The organism is Rhizorhabdus argentea (assembly GCF_037861105.1).
Classification (GTDB): domain Bacteria; phylum Pseudomonadota; class Alphaproteobacteria; order Sphingomonadales; family Sphingomonadaceae; genus Rhizorhabdus; species Rhizorhabdus argentea.
Genome location: NZ_JBANFK010000014.1, coordinates 1 through 16,776 on the forward strand (window position 1 = coordinate 1; position 16,776 = coordinate 16,776).

The following is a 16,776-nucleotide window of genomic DNA, read 5'->3' on the forward strand; positions in this document are numbered from 1 at the left end:
GAGCCGGCAGCGACCCGATCGCCTGATCCGCGAGCAACGTCCGATCCTGCCACGAGCCGACTTCTTCAACACAATCCACCCCATCTCGGTCATTCCGGTTCTATTAGTTTCTGACCGGAAATGGTACTGAGACTGGTACTGAACCCGGTTCCTGTGACTTTATAAAGGCCTTGTTTTCTGGGCTCTGCCGATTGTGGTTGGCTTTCCTGCCAAGCCCACCAAGTACGATGCGTTCAACGTCGGGGTTGCAATGTCGCGACGAGCGAAAGCAGCGCGCTCATTCGGTCCAAAGCCGTTCAATGCTCCGGGTCGGGTGCGGCCTGCCTCTCCCCGCTCGCAGCATGCCCACCGCTAGCCCCTCGCTTCTGAGCCTCCTCCATCCAATGGTCAATCTGGGCATTGAATGCATCTGGGTTGGGCCTGAAATTAGGAAGGAAGCCGTCCACTCTCGAAATGAGAATGCGGGTCTCGGCATCATAAATGTATAGTCGTCCGTTGCCCAAATAGTCGTTGAGGAAGCGGTTCATCTCGGCCGCATTACCAGCAGCTTTGGGAGATTTATCGTCCGCGACCGCGATCCCTTGCCAATCAAAGCGCAGCCGCTCTTCCCTAAAGTCCAACTCGAACGCAATCTGCACGAGACCATCGGCCGACTGAAAAGCGATGACGCAGCTCCCCTCAGCCTGTCCAATCTCCACAGGGCGCATGCCGATCAATGGGGCATAGGGCTCTCGGCCTTTCAGCTCTACATCTACCCGTGGAACATCAACGGTAATTCCCTCGCGTGGGGGCAGGTCATTAACAATGGCTTCAATCACCTCCTTGCCCAAGATCGAGCGAAACCCGGCCAATTCATAAAGATGTTCTTTCCACACTGTACGCCCACTCTGAACGCCGAGCTCATATTCAATCGCGAGTTCAGCCAGCCCAAGCATGATGGGCAGCTCGGCGGCAAGTTGGCGACTGACAGAATAGTCATCGGGATCAATGATCGGCTGGCTAGTCGCGTGGGCAATGGCTTGCCTGCGCGATTTGTAGATGTGGTCGCCAATGTCTGATATTCCGGTGGCGCGCAGTCTTTCGACCGCCTGTTTACCCCAACTGTCGCCGATTTTGCCCAAGTGAGCTGCTATCCATGCTTTCCGGCTCTTCGGCGGCACTGCAACCTCGATCACTCGGTAATATGAGAGGAACGAATATGCCGGATGATTGAGGCCACGGGCCTCCCTCAAGAGCGCCAAAGCTAGCAGCGCGCGCTCATCATCAGGCTCTGGTAGGTAGGGCACTTCCAACTCTGCGGCGATGATGAAGCCCCTTGATTTGTCGCGGCCCATCGGGCGGGGGAGATTGCCGCCCGTGATACCATCAATCATTATACCGCCGCGCTTCACCCACGAGATTGCACTTAAAAGCCGCATGAGCAGCCTTTGCCCATCCTCCCGCGACAGCCCCTCAAGCCGGAGCGCGATGGCCGGAAAGGTCTCACGCGTCACCGGCAAGACCCAGAACACAACCCCGCGATATTCCAGCTTCTCCACCTTAACGGGCCAACTGATGCCCCCGGTCTCAATGTTGGCAACAAGCCATTCACCGTTAATGAGCAGATCACCTTTGAGGATGTCCCCTCTCTCTGGCATCTCCAGACCGAGCATAAATCGCGCCTCAAAAAATGCGGGCCATCGGCCCCCCTTGCGAACATTACGGCGTTGGAGCGACCTCTGCCATCAGATTGCAATCGACGACGGGCCACTTCACCGAAGCAGCAGGTCGGGACTTGCGCAGCGAGGTGAGCGGGCGTTGGTTGTAATAGGTCATAATCTGCTGATGAGCGGACCTCCCGGTGCGGGCAAGTCGCTGATGGCGGCGTGCCTCCCCGGCATATTGCCGGAACTCACCCCCGCCGAAGCGCTGGAAGTGTCGATGGTCGCTTCGGTCGCAGGCGAACTGCAGGACGGGCGACTGATCCGCGCCCGTCCGTTTCGCAGCCCGCATCATTCGGCGTCGATGGCCGCGCTGATCGGCGGCGGTCTGCGCGTTCGTCCCGGCGAGGTAAGCCTTGCGCACCTCGGCGTGCTGTTCCTCGACGAGATGCCGGAATTCCAGCGCGCGGTGCTCGATTCGCTGCGCCAGCCGCTCGAGACCGGCAAGGTGTCGGTTGCCCGGGCCAACGCCCATGTCACCTTTCCCGCCCGCGTCCAGCTGATCGCGGCGATGAATCCCTGCCGCTGCGGCCATCTCGGCGACGCCGCGCTAGCCTGCTCGCGCGCGCCGCGCTGCGCAACCGATTACCAGGCGAAGCTGTCCGGTCCGCTGCTCGATCGCATCGACCTGCACGTCGAGGTCGCCGCGGTGAGCGCCGCCGGTCTCGTGCTGCCGCCGCCCGCCGAAGGCTCGGCCGAAGTCGCCGCCCGCGTCGCCGCCGCCCGCGCAATCCAGACGGCGCGCTTCACCGGCCATGGCGCCCGCACCAACGCCGAGGCGGACGGCGAACTGCTCGACACCGTCGCGACCCCTGACGAGCCCGGCCGCAAGCTGCTCGCCCAGGCGGCGGAGGCGATGCGGCTGTCGGCGCGGCTATCACCGAGTGTTGCGGGTGAGCCGGACGATCGCGGATCTGGCCGGTGCTGAGGGCGTCGGGCGCGTCCACATCGCCGAGGCGCTGAGCTATCGGCGGCGTGCGGCGGTAAGCTGATCCCTCCGTGAAGGCCGCCGAGAGCAGCTGACGCCAACCGCCGGTCCGCCCCCGCTGCCGCCCTGCCGCTCCGCTCGCGGCTCACCGCAGCCACGACGGGAACCCCCTCCCACCCGCTCACGTTGCGGGGGCATGCGCTCATTTCTGGTCGATGTCCTCCGGCTTCCGCCGGCGCTTGCCGATGCGGCCCAGGCTAGCGCCACCGTCCTGCTCGCCATCGTGGCGGCGCTGGCGATCCACCGGGTTGCGCTGGGCCTGCTCCATCGCCTGTCGGCGCGGACGCGGAGCAGGAGCGACGATGTGGTCATTGCACGGGTCGCCGGTCCGATGCGCTGGATCCTCGTCGCCATCGCGCTGGCGATGATCCAGCGCGGGCTGACCCTTGCGCCCTGGGCGCGGCTGCTGTGGCGGCAGGTGGCAGGGTTCGTCGTGCCCGGCATGATCGGCTGGCTGGCGATCGCCTTGATCCAGGCGCTCGGCGACGTGGTCGCGATCCGTCACGACATCAGCATCGCCGACAATCTACGCGCGCGGCGGCGGCGGACGCGGGTTGCGATCCTGACGCGGATTGCGGTGTTCACGGTGATATTCCTGACCGCCTGCATGATGCTGCTCAGCATCCCGGGGGTGCGCAGCGTGGGGGTGACGCTGATCGCATCGGCCGGCCTCGCTGGGCTGGCCGTGGGCGCCGCCGCGCAGCCGGCGCTGAAGAACCTGATTGCCGGAATCCAGCTGGCGTTCAGCGAGCCGATCCGCATCGATGATGTCATTATCATGGAGGGCGAGTGGGGTCGGATCGAGGAGATCCGCCTCACCTATGTCGTGGTGCGGATATGGGACGACCGGCGCCTGATCGTGCCGGTTACCAAATTCCTCGAGCAGAGCTTCCAGAACTGGACGCGCAGCAACTCCGAGCTGACGGGCTCGATCTTCCTCTATCTCGATCCCGCCGCAGACGTGCCGCGCATCCGCGCCAAGGCCGGGGAGGCCGTCGCCGCCAACCCGCGCTGGGACCGGCGCTTCTGGAATCTCCAGGTCACCGACATGAAGGAAGAGACGATCGAACTGCGTGTGCTGGTCACCGCACGCGACGCCTCGCTCGCCTTCGATCTGCGCTGCGATGTCAGAGAGGCGCTGATAGCCTTCATTGCGGACGAAATGCCCGAAGCCTTGCCGCGGCGCCGGCAGCTTCAGGTGGGGAAGGCGGCGGAGTAGACGAAAAAACGGGGATTTCGGAACGGGGATTTTCTAAAGTGTTGCTATTGATGATCGTGTTCGGACTGTCTTTTTGGGGAATTGCCGCCTGGGGGTTTTCTACCGGGAAAATGCCCACGCGCGGTAGGATCATCAAGAGAGATGAGAGCAGTGGATGGTTCTGGTTTGTCGGGATTTTCTGGATCATCTTCGGCAGTGCGATGCTCTTGCTTGCTCTGTAATTTTGTTGCACAAAGTGGGCATTACCTAAATATCCCAAGGCGATTAGCCGCCCCTCACGCCACCGACTGCTTCACCGACTCCAGTGCATCGGTGAAGCGCCGACGCCACCAGATCACGTCTTCAGCCTCGATATTGTCCATGCAGGCGCGCCATCGCGCCTTGCGTTCTTCGAGCGGCATGTCGAGCGCCAGCTTGATCGCGTCGGCGATCTCCTCGGGGCTATAGGGATTGATCAGCAGCGCCTCGGTGAGCTGCTCGGCCGCGCCGGCGAAGCGGGACAGGATCAGCACGCCGGGATCTTCCGGATCCTGCGCGGCGATATATTCCTTGGCCACCAGGTTCATGCCGTCGCGCAGCGGCGTCACCAGCCCGACCTTGGCGGCGCGGTAGATGCCCGCGAGCCGATCGCGCGGATAGCCGCGGTTGACGTAGCGGATCGGCACCCACTCGACATCGGCATAGGCGCCGTTGATCCGGCCCGACAGCGCGTCGAGCGAGGCGCGGATTTCCCGATAGCTCTGCACGTCGCCGCGCGACGGCGGGGCGATCTGGAGCAGGAATACCTCGCCGTGCAGCTTTTCCTCGCCCTGCAACAGCCGCTCATATCCGAGGAAGCGCTCTTCCAGGCCCTTGGAATAGTCCAACCGGTCGACGCCGATGATCATGTCGCGGCCCGAACTGCTCTGGCGCATCCGGTAATAGGCGTAGCGGGCGGGGGCGGACTGCGACGCCCCGACGAAGTTCTCGGTGTCGATTCCGATCGGGCAGGCGATCGCCAGTATCGATCGGTCGTCCACCGTCACCCGGCCGTCCCCGGCGATAGTGCCGCCCATCTCCTGGGTCACATAGTCGTGGAAACTGGTCAGCGAATCCTGGGTCTGGAACCCCACCACGTCATAGGCGAACAACGTCTCGACCAGCTGGCGGTGATTGGGCAGCGACAGCAGCAGCCGATAGGGCGGCCACGGGATGTGCAGAAAGAAGCCGATCCGGTTCGCAATGCCGCGATCGCGCAGATATTGGCCGAGCGGGAACATGTGGTAGTCATGAATCCAGACGAGGTCGTCGCGCTCGATCAGGGGTTCGAGCGTCTCGGCGAAGCGCTGGTTGACCCGCTCATAGCCCTCGGCGAACCCGCTCTCGAACTCGGCCAGATCCATCCGGTAGTGGAACAGCGGCCACAGCGTGCGGTTGGCATAGCCGTTATAATATTCGTCGACATCCTGCTCCTCGAGGTCGATCGTCGCGGTGGTGACGCCGTAGTTGCGCTGCAGATTGATATGGCCGGTGAACTGTTCGGTGATGTCGCCTGACCAGCCGAACCAGATCCCGCTCGATTCGCGCAACGCCGCCGACAGGGCGACGGCGAGGCCGCCCTGGTTGCCGCCCCCTTCGCCGCTCGGCGGCTGGACGCGGTTGGAAACGATGATCAGCCTGCTCATCGCACCGAACTCCACGGTTTGCTGAGCAGGGTCGCGCAGTTGATCATGCCGACCAGAGAATAGGTTTGCGGATAATTACCCCATAGTTCGCCCGTAGCAGGGTCGATGTCCTCCGACAGCAGCCCCGCCGGGGTCCGCCGCGACAGCATCTCTTCGAACAACTCGCGTGCATCATCGGTTCGGCCTGTCAGCCACAATGCCTCGATCAGCCAGAAGGTGCAGACATTGAAAGCGGTATGCGGCAGACCGAAGTCGTCTTCAGTCGCATAGCGCAGCATATGCGATCCGCGCCGCAGTCCATCCTCCACTGCCCGCAGTGTGCCCTGGAAGCGTTCGTCGCCGGGTTTCACAAATCTCAGGTCGAGCAGCTGGATCAGGCTGGCGTCGAGATCGTCGCCGCCGAAGGTCGCCGAGATGCGCTGCGTGTCCTCGCGCCACGCGGCGCTTTCGATCCGCGCGCGGATATGGTCGGCGCGGTCCCGCCAGAAGAGCTCGCGTTCGGAAAGGCCCAAGGCGGCGGCGGCGTTGGCCAACCGGTCGCACGCTGCCCAGCACATCGCGACCGAATAGGTGTGGACATGGCTTTTGGTGCGCAGCTCCCACAGGCCGGCATCCGGCTTGTCATGCACCTTCCAGGCATGTTCGCCGACCCGTTCGAGCGCGCGGAAATCCTCCGTCCCCGCCATGCGATAGAGCCTCCGGTCGAAGAAGGCTTGCGCGTTGGACAGGATGATCTGGCCATAGGCGTCATGCTGGACCTGCTCATAGGCCTGGTTGCCGACCCGCACCGGCCCCATGCCGCGATAGCCGGCGAGTTCCGGCGCGGTGCGCTCGGTCAGTATCGCCTCGCCGCCCACGCCGTACAGCGGCTGGATATGGCCGCCCTTGGCGTTGTCGACGATGTTACGCAGATATTCGAGATAGGATTCGAGCACGTCGAGCGCGCCGAGCCGATTGAGTGCCTGCACCGTGTAATAGGCGTCGCGGATCCAGCAGTAGCGATAGTCCCAATTCCGTTCGGACCCCGCATGCTCGGGAATTGAGGTGGTGAGCGCGGCGACGATCGCGCCGGTCTCCTCATGCTGGCACAGCTTCAGGGTGATCGCTGACCGGATAACCGCTTCCTGCCACTCGACCGGTGTCGCCAGCGCGCGGACCCATCTGCGCCACTCCGCAGCGGTATGTTCGAGCATCGTGTCGAGGGTGTCGCCGATATCGCCGATGAAGCTTTCGTCCGGGCCGAGGAAGAAGTGCAGCGGGCGTTCCACCCTGAACAGCCGCTCGGTCGCCATCCATCCCAGCGGGGCCGAGGTTGTCAGCCGCAGGGTCGTGTCGCTCAGTTCGTAGCGGATGTGATTCGATCCCTGCGTCGTCACCGGATCGGCGGCACCCCAATGATGGGCAGGTCGCAGCCGCACGCGGATACGCGGGCTGCCCGCGATTGGCCGCACGATTCGAGCGAAGGCGACCGGGCGATACATGCGGCCATGACGAAAGTTGCGCGGGCAGAAATCGGTCACCTCGATCGCATTGCCGGCGGCGTCGCTGTGGCGGGTGACGAGAACCGCGGTGTTGCGCAGATATTCCTGCCGGGTTTCCGCGCAGTCCTCCAGGTCGATCTCCCAGAAGCCGCGCGCGCCTTCGGCCGATGGCGGATTGTCGTCGAGCAACGAGCAGAAGGCTGGGTCGCCATCGACGCGGGGAACGCACGCCCAGACGAAGCGGCCGGCCCGGTCGACCAGCGCCGACACTTGGCAATTGCCGATCGGCCAGAGGTCGAGCGTCGCGGTCATGCCGCCATGTCCCACAGCCAGTGGCGGACCGCGCCGACATCGCCGAGGCCATAAAGGGCGGCGGTTTCCCGCCTGGCGCCGACAAGAACGCCGAAACCGCCCTTTTCGCCGGCGACGCGCATCGCGGGTTCGTCGGTAAGGTCGTCGCCAATCACCACCGGCAGCGTTCCGGCCATCGGTGATCCGGCCAGCAGCGCATCGACGGCCCCGCCCTTGTCCCAGCCGGGGCCGCGCAGCTCGACCATCATCTTGCCCGGCTGGACCTCGAGGCCGGTTCGCTCCGCGATCTTATAAGCCACCCGCTTGATCGGCTCCTCGAGGATCGGGGCAACCCGATAGTGCATCGCGACGCCATGGCTCTTTTCCTCGATGATCATCTCGGGATGGCCGGCGCCATAGGATCGCACCTCGGCAATGGCGGCGTCGAGACCGGCGGGCCGCGGCGGCTGGACCAACCGGCCATCGTGACGCACCTCCGCGCCGTGGCTACCGGCGACGGCGATGGTCTGGGTGATCGGCCCGATCATCCGGTCGAGCTGCTCAAGTGAGCGACCGCTGATCAGCGCCAGCCGGCCCGGGAAACGCCGGTGGAGCGCCTCCAGCAGCTCGATCAACTCGGAGTCGGCGCGGACCAGGTCCGGCCGGTCGACAAGCGGCACCAGCGTTCCATCGAAATCTACGAACAGGCTGTGGCTCGCAGGCTGTATCCCCGGCGGGGGCGCGAGCACCGGTTGGCTGGGCCGGGTCGACATGCAATTTCCTCGCGGCGGTGAAGGACGGAGTCAGCTCATAGCACAGCTCTTCCGCGGGAATCCGGGGTCAAGCCTGGCAGAGGACGCGTGGAGCCGTTGTTCTGTTCCGTCGGCGCATGCTCCGTAAAAGTCGCCGACGCACGTTCGGAGCGTTCGAGAGATGCGCGAGGGCAGCGACAAAAAAACGAAAGCACCCCCGGGCAAGGGAACCCGGGGGTGCGTCCCACGCGGAGGAAATTGCCAGTCCGGCCGCGTGTATCTCCAAGGGTGGGTGCCTCCCGGGGATAGGGCTTGGGGGGACCCCGGGAGGCGGGGGACGATCAGTGCGCCGCGACGTTCATGCGGCTGTTCTCGGCAATTTGGGTGCCGGCGTTAGCCAGCGCCAGCTCCACCTGGGGCATAGCGCGGGCGATTGCGACCCTGGTGCAGCTCTGGGACCGGGACAGCGCCTTGAGCGACCTGTCGCCATCGATCGAGCAGACCCGCTTGGCGGCGCGGACAACGCGGGCCCTGAGGGCCTGAGCGCCGGCCGGGCTGGCGAGATCGAGATCGCCATAGCGGACTTCGGCGTTGGTATTGATCATTTCCGCAGCCTGGGCCGGGAAAGAGGTGATGGCAGCGGTCGCGGCGGCGAGGGCGGCGAAAAAGGCGGTCGAACGGGTCATGTCATGTCTCCTGTTGCGTTCCGGATCTGGGTGGCGACCTTCATCCGGTGGATCTGTGTGGCGGCGGTCCGGCAATCGGGTGGTCTGCCGTTGAAAGTGGGATAGGCCGGGCAGCCCCGCCGCGCATTCGCGCTTCGACCGACCGCGCCAAAGCCTCCACCAAGGCGCATCGGCGCCGACAAACGCATCGCGGAAGTCGACGAACGACGGGAACGACCAGCCACATGCCAGTGGAGGACAGGAAATTTCGAATCGTCCAAGGCGATTGCAACAGGATCGTCACATTTGTAGGTGAAGCGATCGAACCGGGGATCAGATCATTCGCCAGATTGCCGTCTTGCCCTACCGCACCAACCCAGCAGGCCAGATCGAGGTGCTGCTGATCACGTCGCGGGACACGCGACGCTGGGTGCTGCCCAAGGGTAACCGGATCAAGGGCCTCAAAAGCCATGAGGCGGCGAGCCACGAAGCCTATGAAGAGGCCGGCCTGGTAGGCATCGCCTGTCCCTTCGCGATCGGCACCTACACTTATGGCAAGACCCGCAAGAACGGTACGTCCCGACCGGCAACCGTCGACATTTTTCCATTTTCGGTGACGACCCAGCTCGACGAGTGGCCGGAGCAGGACGAGCGCGAGCTGCGTTGGTTGGCGCCGGCCGACGCCGCTGCCGCCGTCGACGAGCCCGAGCTGAAGGAAATATTGTCGACCTTCCACCCGCCGGTGTGGAATCCCGGGCTCGCCGAGAGATTTGTAACGGCGACCCGCCGTCACACAGCAGAGAGGTTCACCATAGTGCGCTGGTTCCAGGCATTGCTGCCCAAGCAAGGCAGCTTCTTCGAACAGTTCGAGGCGCATGCAGCGCTGACCGTCACCGCTGCGGACGCGCTCGGCCGGCTGCTGCAGGGCGGCGCCGACATGCCGCTCCACTGCCAGGAGATCTTCGATCGCGAAAACGATGCCGACGACATCATCCGCGACGTTCTGGTCGATGTCCGCAAGACGCTGATCACGCCGTTCGACCGCACCGCGATCACCAGCCTCATCGGCGCGATGGACGACGCGATCGACCAGATGAACCAGACGGCCAAGGCCATCACCCTGTACGAACTCAAGACGTTCGAGCCGCAGATGCGCGACATGGCGGGGATCATCGTCGAGGCGGCGCGGATCACCGCGGACGCAATGCCGCTGCTGCGCGACGTCGGCCGCAACGCGGCGCGGCTCCACAGCCTTACCGAACGGATCGTTAAGCTCGAGGGCCACGCCGACGAGATCCACGATTCGGGTCTCAAGACGCTGTTCAAGGCCACGGGCGACACATCCCCGATGGCGTTCATCATCGGCCGCGAGGTCTATAGCCACCTCGAGAAGATCACCGACCGGTTCGAGGATGTCGCCAACGAGATCCAGGGCCTCGTGCTCGATCACGCCTGACGATGGAAGGCGCTCTCCTCTCCTTCCCGCTGCTGGTCGGGCTGATCGGCATCGCGCTGGCGTTCGACTTCCTCAACGGTCTGCACGATGCCGCCAACTCGATCGCGACGGTCGTGTCGACGCGTGTGCTCAAACCGCATTATGCGGTTGCCTGGGCCGCTTTCTTCAATTTCATCGCCTTCCTCTTCTTCGGGCTTCACGTCGCCGAGACCGTAGGCAAGGGCATCGTCAACGCTGACATCGTCGATGCGCAGGTGATCTTCGGCGCCTTGATGGGCGCAATCAGCTGGAATGTGATCACATGGCTGCTCGGCATTCCCTCCTCGTCGAGCCACGCCCTGATCGGTGGCCTGATCGGCGCAGGAACCGCGAAGGCCGGCCTGTCGGCGGTGGTCTGGTCCGGTGCGCTCAAGACCAGCTTCGCGATCATCCTGTCGCCGACCATCGGCCTGCTTCTCGCCCTGCTGCTGGTGCTGATCACCAGTTGGGCGTTCGTCCGAGTCACCCCCACCACCGCGGACAAGCGCTTTCGCCGGATGCAGCTGGTGTCGGCATCGCTCTACTCGCTGGGGCATGGCGGCAATGACGCGCAGAAGACGATGGGGATCATCGCCGTCCTGCTCTATTCGCAGCACATGCTCGGCGGGGAATTCCACGTGCCCTTCTGGGTGGTGATCACCTGCCAGTCAGCGATGGGCCTGGGCACGCTGCTCGGCGGCTGGCGGATCGTCCACACCATGGGATCGAAGATCACCCGGCTGACCCCGGCACAGGGCTTCTGCGCCGAAACCGGCGGCGCGATCACGCTATTCGCCGCGACATGGCTCGGCGTACCGGTGTCGACCACCCACACCATCACCGGCGCCATCGTCGGCGTCGGCGCCTCGCGGCGGCTGTCGGCGGTGCGGTGGAACGTCGCCGGCAGCATCGTGATCGCCTGGGTAATCACTCTCCCTGCCGCAGCCGCGATTGCAGCGATGTTCTACTGGTTGGTTGGGCTGGTGGGCTGACCCACTGTATGCCGGTAATCGATCAGCGCGAGCCGAGCACGAAATCAACCGATATATCAGCGTCGGTCACCACTTCTGATGAGGTCGGGGGGGGGCCGTGCATCAGTCATCATTTGCATCATCGCCGCATAGTTCGTTTCGGGAACGTTACTGGCTTGGTCGCTGATCCTGGCGATCCGGATGACGCGAAGGCCGAACGCCGCCGCATAATTGTCTGCGTCGAAACGTGCGCGAGTCGCCGCGTCCGCGATGGCGGCTCTCTTGGCCCCCCGATCATCCTTAAGGCGAAGAACAGGATCTGCGACCATCGCTTCATTTTCCGCATCAAGGATATCGGTTACGCGCGAGAGCTTCGAGACATCTGACAACTTGATTTGCAGAGCCGAATAGGCAGTTTTCTGCTGGAGTCGTTGCACCATGGACAGCGGTGCACCCTCGCCGCCCGCGAGTTGCTCGTTGCCGATGAAACCCATTCGAGCCGCACCAGGCTTTACCAACGTCAGGTCGGCAGCGTCGACGCCACTCGCCACCAAAAGTTTTTTGAGACGATCAATCTTGGCTTGATTGGACATCCGTGCCGCCGTCGCATCGTCGGCCGATACCCAAATAGGGACAGTCATCAGGACGAAGTCTGCCGGACTACGGTTGGAGCCATGCGCCACTATCTGAAGCAGGACTTCGCCGCTGGCCAAGGGAGTCGGCATCACCGTTTGGGCCGCCAGTGACTGGCTGATGCCAACCGCCACCATCACGGCCAAAAGCGCAGTGCCCAATCCCCTCATTCCCGCCCTCCATATTACCACCTACAGGATAGGTCAGCCGGCAGCAGGTGCAACGCCAACTTCCCTTGGAGGACGCGCGATTGATCCAAATCGACAGCTATTGTCAGCGCGGCGCCAAGCCCGCCGTCAATATATCCACCATTTGCCTCGCAATATCCTCGGCACTCAGGTCGCCGCCGGGGCTATGCCAGCGCGCCGGCCAGTTAAGTGCACCCGCCAGCGTGAAGGCCAGCAGCTTGGGATCGCTCAGCGCGATCGAGCCATCGGCCATCCCCTCCTCGATGAAACCGCGCAGCGCGGCGTCGATATAGTGCTTACGGTCGCGTAAGCTCCTGGCGCCAGCGGGTGAGAGCGGCTCGACGCCGGTGCGGATCACGCAACGGCCGAAATCATCCATGTTGATCCGCGCATAGGCGCGCAGGAAATGGCGCAGTCTGTCGAGTCCGGTACCAGGCAGGGTGCGCGCTTCGGTGATCGCCTCGTTGAACTGCTCGATGCCCAACGCGATGCATTCGAGTAGCACCTGCTCCTTGTTGCCCAGATAATGGTAGATAGTGGGCTTGGTGATGCCGAGGCTGGTTGCCACGTCGTCCAGTAGCGTGGCGTGGAAGCCGCGCTCGTTGAACATGCGCACTGCGGCGACGAGCAGCGCGAGCTTCTTTACCTCGCGCTGCTCGGCCTTCTGCTCGCGCGTCCGGAAGGGCGACGCCGAAACTTCACGCTGATCGGTCTCGTCCATTGTACGGCGAGGATTGACATAAAACCCATCGGCAATCAATATACTCACGAGTAAATAACATTCCGTCAGGTTTTATGATTCTCACCGAGACCCAGTCTGCGATCCGGGAGGTTGTGCGCGATTTCGCGCAGGAGCAGATTCGTCCGCGCAGTCAGGCGTTCGAGGCGGCCAAGGGCTATCCGGACGGGCTGTTCGAGGAGATCGCGGGCCTGGGTCTGATGGGCATGGTCGCTCCCGAATCGGTTGGCGGTGCCGGCGCCGACTATGTCTCCTATGCGCTTTCGCTGATCGAGGTGGCCGCCGCCGACGGCGCGCTCTCCACGATCATATCGATCCAGAACAGCCTGCTGGTCGGCGGGCTGCTCAAGGAAGGGACCGAGGATCAGCAGGCCCGCTTCCTCCCCGATCTCATCGCTGGCCGGATGATTGGCGCCTTCGCCCTGACCGAGACCGATGCGGGATCGGACGCCGCCGCCTTGCGAACCCGGGCCACGCGCACGGACGGCGGCTGGAAGCTTAACGGCGCCAAGCAGTTCATCAGCTCCGGGAGCATTGCCGGGCTGGTCATGGTGTTCGCAGTGACCAATCCGGACGCGGGCAAGAAGGGCATCTCCGCCTTCCTTGTGCCCACCGACAGACCAGGCTTTTCGATCGACAAGATAGAACACAAGCTGGGCCAGGCCGCCTCGGACACCTGCGCAATCCGCTTCGACGATCTGTTCGTCGAGGATGCGCTGCTGTTCGGCCCGGAGGGACGCGGGCTCAACATCGCGCTTGCCAATCTCGAGGCGGGGCGGATCGGCATCGCTGCGCAATCCGTGGGCATGGCGCAGGCGGCGATGGAAATCGCAATCGACTACGCCCGCGACCGCAAGAGTTTCGGCAAGCCCATTATCGAGCATCAGGCGGTTGGCTTTCGCCTGGCTGACCTCGCCACCCGCTTGGAGGCGGCGCGCCAACTCGTCCTGCATGCCGCCAGCTGCAAGGATGCCGAGCTTCCTTGCCTGACGGAAGCGTCGATGGCCAAGCTGTTCGCGTCGGAGGCGGCCGAAGCCATCGTTTCAGGCGCCATTCAAACGCTCGGCGGCTATGGCTATCTGGAAGAATATGGCCTGGCCAAGATCTACCGCGACGTCCGCGTTTGCCAAATCTACGAGGGCACATCCGACATCCAGCGGATGGTGATCGCCCGCGCGCTTCGAGGATAAACATCATGAATAACGATCCCGTCGTCATCGCCTCTTATGCCCGGACCCCGATGGGCGGCTTCCAGGGCGCACTTGCGGGCGCCTCGGCAACCCAGCTTGGCGCGACAGCCGTGAAGGCCGCGGTCGAGCGCGCCGGTGTCGACACCAGCCAGATCGAGCAGATCTACATGGGCTGCGTCTTGCCGGCCGGCCTCGGCCAGGCGCCCGCCCGGCAGGCGGCGATCGGCGCGGGCCTGCCGACCGCGGTCGAGGCCACCACCGTCAACAAGATGTGCGGATCGGGCATGCAGGCTGCGATCATGGCGCATGACGCGCTCGCCGCCGGCAGCGCCGACATCATCGTCGCGGGCGGCATGGAGAGCATGTCCAACGCGCCCTACCTGCTCGCCAAGCATCGTGGCGGCGCGCGCATCGGCCATGATGTCGTCAAGGACTCGATGTATCTGGACGGGCTCGAGGACGCCTACACGCCGGGCAAGCTGATGGGCAACTTCGCCGAGGATTCGGCGCGCGAGTACCAGCTCACCCGCGAGGCACAGGACGACTATGCGATCCGGTCACTGAGCCGCGCCAACGCGGCGATCGACAGCGGCGCCTTCGACCGCGAGATCGTGCCCGTGACCATGGAGACGCGCGGCGGCACCGTCACGGTCGAGCGCGACGAGCAGCCCGGCAAGGCCCGTCCCGACAAGATCCCGACGCTGAAGCCCGCCTTTGCCAAGGACGGCACGATCACCGCCGCCAATGCCTCGTCGATCTCCGATGGTGCCGCCGCGCTGGTGATGACCCGCGCGAGCGTGGCCGAAAGGCTGGGCCTGCCCGTTGTGGCGAGGGTCGTATCCCATGCGGCGCATGCGCATGAGCCGGGGTTGTTCACCACCGCCCCGGTCCCCGCGATCCGCAAGGTGCTCGCGAAGGCCGGCTGGGATGTCGGCGATGTCGACCTGTTCGAGGTGAACGAGGCGTTCGCAGTGGTGGCAATGATCGCCGCCAGGGATCTTGGCATCCCAGCCGAGAAGCTGAACGTCAATGGAGGGGCCTGCGCGCTCGGTCATCCGATCGGCGCGAGCGGCGCGCGGGTGATTGCCACCTTACTGGGCGCGCTCGAAAATCGGGGACTCAAGCGCGGCGTTGCAAGCCTGTGCATAGGCGGCGGCGAGGCTACCGCCTTCGCAGTCGAAATCGTCTGAGGGGCAGAGGATATGGATCTCAACGGAATCGCCGCCGTCGTTACCGGCGGCGCATCGGGACTCGGCGGAGAGACTGCGCGCCTGCTCGCAGCCAATGGCGCGAAGGTCGCGATCTTCGATGTCAACGCGCAGGTCGGTGCGGAGACCGCTGCCGAGATCGGCGGGCTCTATGTATCGGTCGACGTGGCTGACGACGACAGCGTCGCCGCTGGGTTGGCCGAAGCCGAACAAGAACATGGCGTCGCCCGCATCCTCGTCAATTGCGCTGGAATCGCGCCGCCGGCGCGCATCGTCGGCAAGGACGGGACTCCCCACGCGCTCGACCATTTCCGCAAGGTCGTGGACATCAACCTCATCGGCACGTTCAACGTCTTGTCGAAGTTCGCGGCGCGGCTGATCGCGGCCGAACCGATCGGTGAGGAGCGTGGCGTGATCGTCAACACCGCTTCGGTTGCCGCCTTTGACGGCCAGATCGGCCAGGCCGCCTATGCCGCCTCCAAGGCCGGGGTCGTGGGCCTCACGCTGTGCGCCGCGCGAGACCTCGCCCAGCATCGCATCCGCGTGATGACGATCGCACCGGGCATCTTCATGACCCCGATGATGAAGGGCCTTCCGCAAGCGGCGCAGGACTCGCTCGGTCAGCAGGTGCCGCATCCGAGCCGGCTTGGCAATCCGGCCGAATATGCTCAGCTCGTCGAAAGCATCCTCCGCAATCCGATGCTCAACGGCGACGTGATCCGGCTGGACGGCGCGATCCGGATGGCGCCGCGATGAGCGACAGCCCCATCCTGTTCGAGCGCGACGGCGCGATCGCGAAGGTCACGCTGAACCGGCCCGATGCCGGCAATGCGATCGACCTCCCGCTCGGCCGCGCGCTGCTCGAGGCTGCTATCCAGTGCGATAGCGATGCCGCGATCCGTTGTGTCGTCCTCACGGGCGCGGGCCGCATGTTCTGCGCCGGAGGCGATATCTCGGTGATGGCGTCGTCGGGCGACAAGGTCAGCGCCGTGATCAGCGAATTGGCGGGCACGCTGCACATGGCGATGTCGCGCTTCGCCCGGATGAACAAGCCTCTGGTCGTGCTGGTCAACGGGCCCGCCGCCGGCGGTGGCCTCGGACTGTCGCTATGTGGTGACATCGTCCTTGCGGCGCGATCTGCAAAGTTCTCGGCAGCTTATGGGGCGCTTGGGGTCAGCCCCGACGGCGGGCTGACCTGGCTGCTCCCGCGCCTGGTAGGGCTGCGCAAGGCGCAGGAAATCATCATCTCCAATCGCCGGATCGACGCCGAAGAAGCCGAGGCCATCGGCATGATCACCCGCGTCGTCGACGATCAGGCGCTGGCCGAGGAGGGGGCGGGCGTCGCCGCCAGCCTCGCACGATCGGCCACCCGCTCGATCGGTACGTCGCGCGCGCTGCTGCTTGCCGCATTCGACAATGGTCTGGAAGCCCAGATGGAGTTCGAGGCGCGCGGCATCGCGGCCAATATCGCCGGTCCCGAAGGCCGCGAGGGCGTCGCGGCCTTCCTCGCCAGGCGCAAACCCGATTTTACGAATATCAGATGATGGTCAAGACCCGCTGACTGTCGCCAGCAACGCCGCCGCCATATGTAACGCATTGTATTTCCATAGAAT

The 16,776-nt window shown here is 64.3% G+C and carries 14 protein-coding genes and 1 pseudogene; 8 read left to right on the top strand and 7 right to left on the bottom strand.

What is annotated here, in order from left to right; genetic code table 11:
• Nucleotides 1-296: 296 nt before the first annotated feature.
• On the bottom strand, nucleotides 297-1,652 hold the full coding sequence (gene mauJ / locus AAC645_RS13375; RefSeq protein ID WP_340316695.1) for a methylamine utilization protein MauJ: 1,356 nt from the start codon (nucleotides 1,650-1,652) through the stop codon (nucleotides 297-299).
• Between the two features lie 127 nt (nucleotides 1,653-1,779).
• Here mauJ and AAC645_RS13380 point away from each other — a divergent pair.
• Nucleotides 1,780-2,692: pseudogene (locus AAC645_RS13380) on the top strand (YifB family Mg chelatase-like AAA ATPase); the annotation flags it as partial.
• 132 nt (nucleotides 2,693-2,824) lie between these two features.
• Nucleotides 2,825-3,907 carry a mechanosensitive ion channel family protein gene (locus AAC645_RS13385; protein ID WP_340316696.1) on the top strand — a complete coding sequence of 361 codons (1,083 nt, stop codon included), beginning with the start codon at nucleotides 2,825-2,827 and terminating at the stop codon, nucleotides 3,905-3,907.
• A 275-nt stretch (nucleotides 3,908-4,182) separates the two neighbouring features.
• Here the strand turns inward: AAC645_RS13385 and AAC645_RS13390 are convergent, their stop codons facing one another.
• From AAC645_RS13390 to AAC645_RS13405, 4 genes are all read right to left on the bottom strand, one after another.
• Nucleotides 4,183-5,571 carry an alpha,alpha-trehalose-phosphate synthase (UDP-forming) gene (locus tag AAC645_RS13390; RefSeq protein ID WP_340316698.1) on the bottom strand — a complete coding sequence of 463 codons (1,389 nt, stop codon included), beginning with the start codon at nucleotides 5,569-5,571 and terminating at the stop codon, nucleotides 4,183-4,185.
• Complete coding sequence (locus tag AAC645_RS13395) at nucleotides 5,568-7,364, bottom strand: glycoside hydrolase family 15 protein (protein WP_340316700.1); 1,797 nt, start codon at nucleotides 7,362-7,364, stop codon at nucleotides 5,568-5,570. Before AAC645_RS13395 ends, AAC645_RS13390 begins: the two co-directional genes overlap by 4 nt.
• Complete coding sequence (gene otsB / locus AAC645_RS13400) at nucleotides 7,361-8,116, bottom strand: trehalose-phosphatase (protein WP_340316701.1); 756 nt, start codon at nucleotides 8,114-8,116, stop codon at nucleotides 7,361-7,363. The genes AAC645_RS13395 and otsB overlap by 4 nt, the downstream gene beginning before the upstream one ends.
• 320 nt (nucleotides 8,117-8,436) lie before the next feature.
• Complete coding sequence (locus tag AAC645_RS13405; RefSeq protein WP_340316703.1) at nucleotides 8,437-8,781, bottom strand: UrcA family protein; 345 nt, start codon at nucleotides 8,779-8,781, stop codon at nucleotides 8,437-8,439.
• Nucleotides 8,782-9,100: 319 nt separating this feature from the next.
• On the opposite strand from AAC645_RS13405, the gene AAC645_RS13410 reads away from it, so the two are divergent.
• Both AAC645_RS13410 and AAC645_RS13415 read left to right on the top strand, forming a co-directional pair.
• A complete protein-coding gene (locus AAC645_RS13410) occupies nucleotides 9,101-10,216 on the top strand; it encodes a DUF47 family protein (RefSeq protein WP_340316803.1) in 1,116 nt (371 codons plus the stop codon).
• A gap of 2 nt (nucleotides 10,217-10,218) precedes the next feature.
• Nucleotides 10,219-11,226: an inorganic phosphate transporter gene (locus AAC645_RS13415; protein WP_340316704.1), complete on the top strand. Its 1,008-nt coding sequence runs from the start codon at nucleotides 10,219-10,221 to the stop codon at nucleotides 11,224-11,226.
• A gap of 56 nt (nucleotides 11,227-11,282) precedes the next feature.
• On the opposite strand, the gene AAC645_RS13420 is transcribed toward AAC645_RS13415, so the two are convergent.
• Both AAC645_RS13420 and AAC645_RS13425 read right to left on the bottom strand, forming a co-directional pair.
• Nucleotides 11,283-12,008 carry an SIMPL domain-containing protein gene (locus tag AAC645_RS13420; protein ID WP_340316705.1) on the bottom strand — a complete coding sequence of 242 codons (726 nt, stop codon included), beginning with the start codon at nucleotides 12,006-12,008 and terminating at the stop codon, nucleotides 11,283-11,285.
• A gap of 103 nt (nucleotides 12,009-12,111) precedes the next feature.
• Nucleotides 12,112-12,747 carry a TetR/AcrR family transcriptional regulator gene (locus AAC645_RS13425; protein ID WP_340316804.1) on the bottom strand — a complete coding sequence of 212 codons (636 nt, stop codon included), beginning with the start codon at nucleotides 12,745-12,747 and terminating at the stop codon, nucleotides 12,112-12,114.
• Between the two features lie 74 nt (nucleotides 12,748-12,821).
• Here AAC645_RS13425 and AAC645_RS13430 point away from each other — a divergent pair, with 74 nt between their 5' ends.
• The 4 genes from AAC645_RS13430 to AAC645_RS13445 are packed head-to-tail and all read left to right on the top strand — an operon-like array spanning nucleotide 12,822 to nucleotide 16,707.
• Nucleotides 12,822-13,955, top strand: a complete 1,134-nt coding sequence (locus AAC645_RS13430; protein WP_340316706.1) for an acyl-CoA dehydrogenase family protein — start codon at nucleotides 12,822-12,824, stop codon at nucleotides 13,953-13,955.
• A 5-nt stretch (nucleotides 13,956-13,960) separates the two neighbouring features.
• The gene (locus AAC645_RS13435; RefSeq protein WP_340316708.1) at nucleotides 13,961-15,145 is read left to right on the top strand and encodes an acetyl-CoA C-acyltransferase; all 1,185 of its coding nucleotides are present in this window, start codon (nucleotides 13,961-13,963) and stop codon (nucleotides 15,143-15,145) included.
• 12 nt (nucleotides 15,146-15,157) lie between these two features.
• The gene (locus AAC645_RS13440; RefSeq protein WP_340316710.1) at nucleotides 15,158-15,919 is read left to right on the top strand and encodes an SDR family NAD(P)-dependent oxidoreductase; all 762 of its coding nucleotides are present in this window, start codon (nucleotides 15,158-15,160) and stop codon (nucleotides 15,917-15,919) included.
• Entirely contained in the window at nucleotides 15,916-16,707 is a 792-nt protein-coding gene (locus tag AAC645_RS13445) for an enoyl-CoA hydratase/isomerase family protein (RefSeq protein ID WP_340316712.1), read from the top strand. Before AAC645_RS13440 ends, AAC645_RS13445 begins: the two co-directional genes overlap by 4 nt.
• Nucleotides 16,708-16,776: the final 69 nt, after the last annotated feature.

Bases quoted from the DNA above. Each gene is read 5' to 3' on its own strand.
- mauJ (WP_340316695.1), bottom strand. From the start codon at position 1,652: ATGCTCGGTCTGGAGATGCCAGAGAGAGGGGACATCCTCAAAGGTGAT.
- AAC645_RS13385 (WP_340316696.1), top strand. From the start codon at position 2,825: ATGCGCTCATTTCTGGTCGATGTCCTCCGGCTTCCGCCGGCGCTTGCC.
- AAC645_RS13390 (WP_340316698.1), bottom strand. From the start codon at position 5,571: ATGAGCAGGCTGATCATCGTTTCCAACCGCGTCCAGCCGCCGAGCGGC.
- AAC645_RS13395 (WP_340316700.1), bottom strand. From the start codon at position 7,364: ATGACCGCGACGCTCGACCTCTGGCCGATCGGCAATTGCCAAGTGTCG.
- otsB (WP_340316701.1), bottom strand. From the start codon at position 8,116: ATGTCGACCCGGCCCAGCCAACCGGTGCTCGCGCCCCCGCCGGGGATA.
- AAC645_RS13405 (WP_340316703.1), bottom strand. From the start codon at position 8,781: ATGACCCGTTCGACCGCCTTTTTCGCCGCCCTCGCCGCCGCGACCGCT.
- AAC645_RS13415 (WP_340316704.1), top strand. From the start codon at position 10,219: ATGGAAGGCGCTCTCCTCTCCTTCCCGCTGCTGGTCGGGCTGATCGGC.
- AAC645_RS13420 (WP_340316705.1), bottom strand. From the start codon at position 12,008: ATGAGGGGATTGGGCACTGCGCTTTTGGCCGTGATGGTGGCGGTTGGC.
- AAC645_RS13425 (WP_340316804.1), bottom strand. From the start codon at position 12,747: ATGGACGAGACCGATCAGCGTGAAGTTTCGGCGTCGCCCTTCCGGACG.
- AAC645_RS13430 (WP_340316706.1), top strand. From the start codon at position 12,822: ATGATTCTCACCGAGACCCAGTCTGCGATCCGGGAGGTTGTGCGCGAT.
- AAC645_RS13435 (WP_340316708.1), top strand. From the start codon at position 13,961: ATGAATAACGATCCCGTCGTCATCGCCTCTTATGCCCGGACCCCGATG.
- AAC645_RS13440 (WP_340316710.1), top strand. From the start codon at position 15,158: ATGGATCTCAACGGAATCGCCGCCGTCGTTACCGGCGGCGCATCGGGA.
- AAC645_RS13445 (WP_340316712.1), top strand. From the start codon at position 15,916: ATGAGCGACAGCCCCATCCTGTTCGAGCGCGACGGCGCGATCGCGAAG.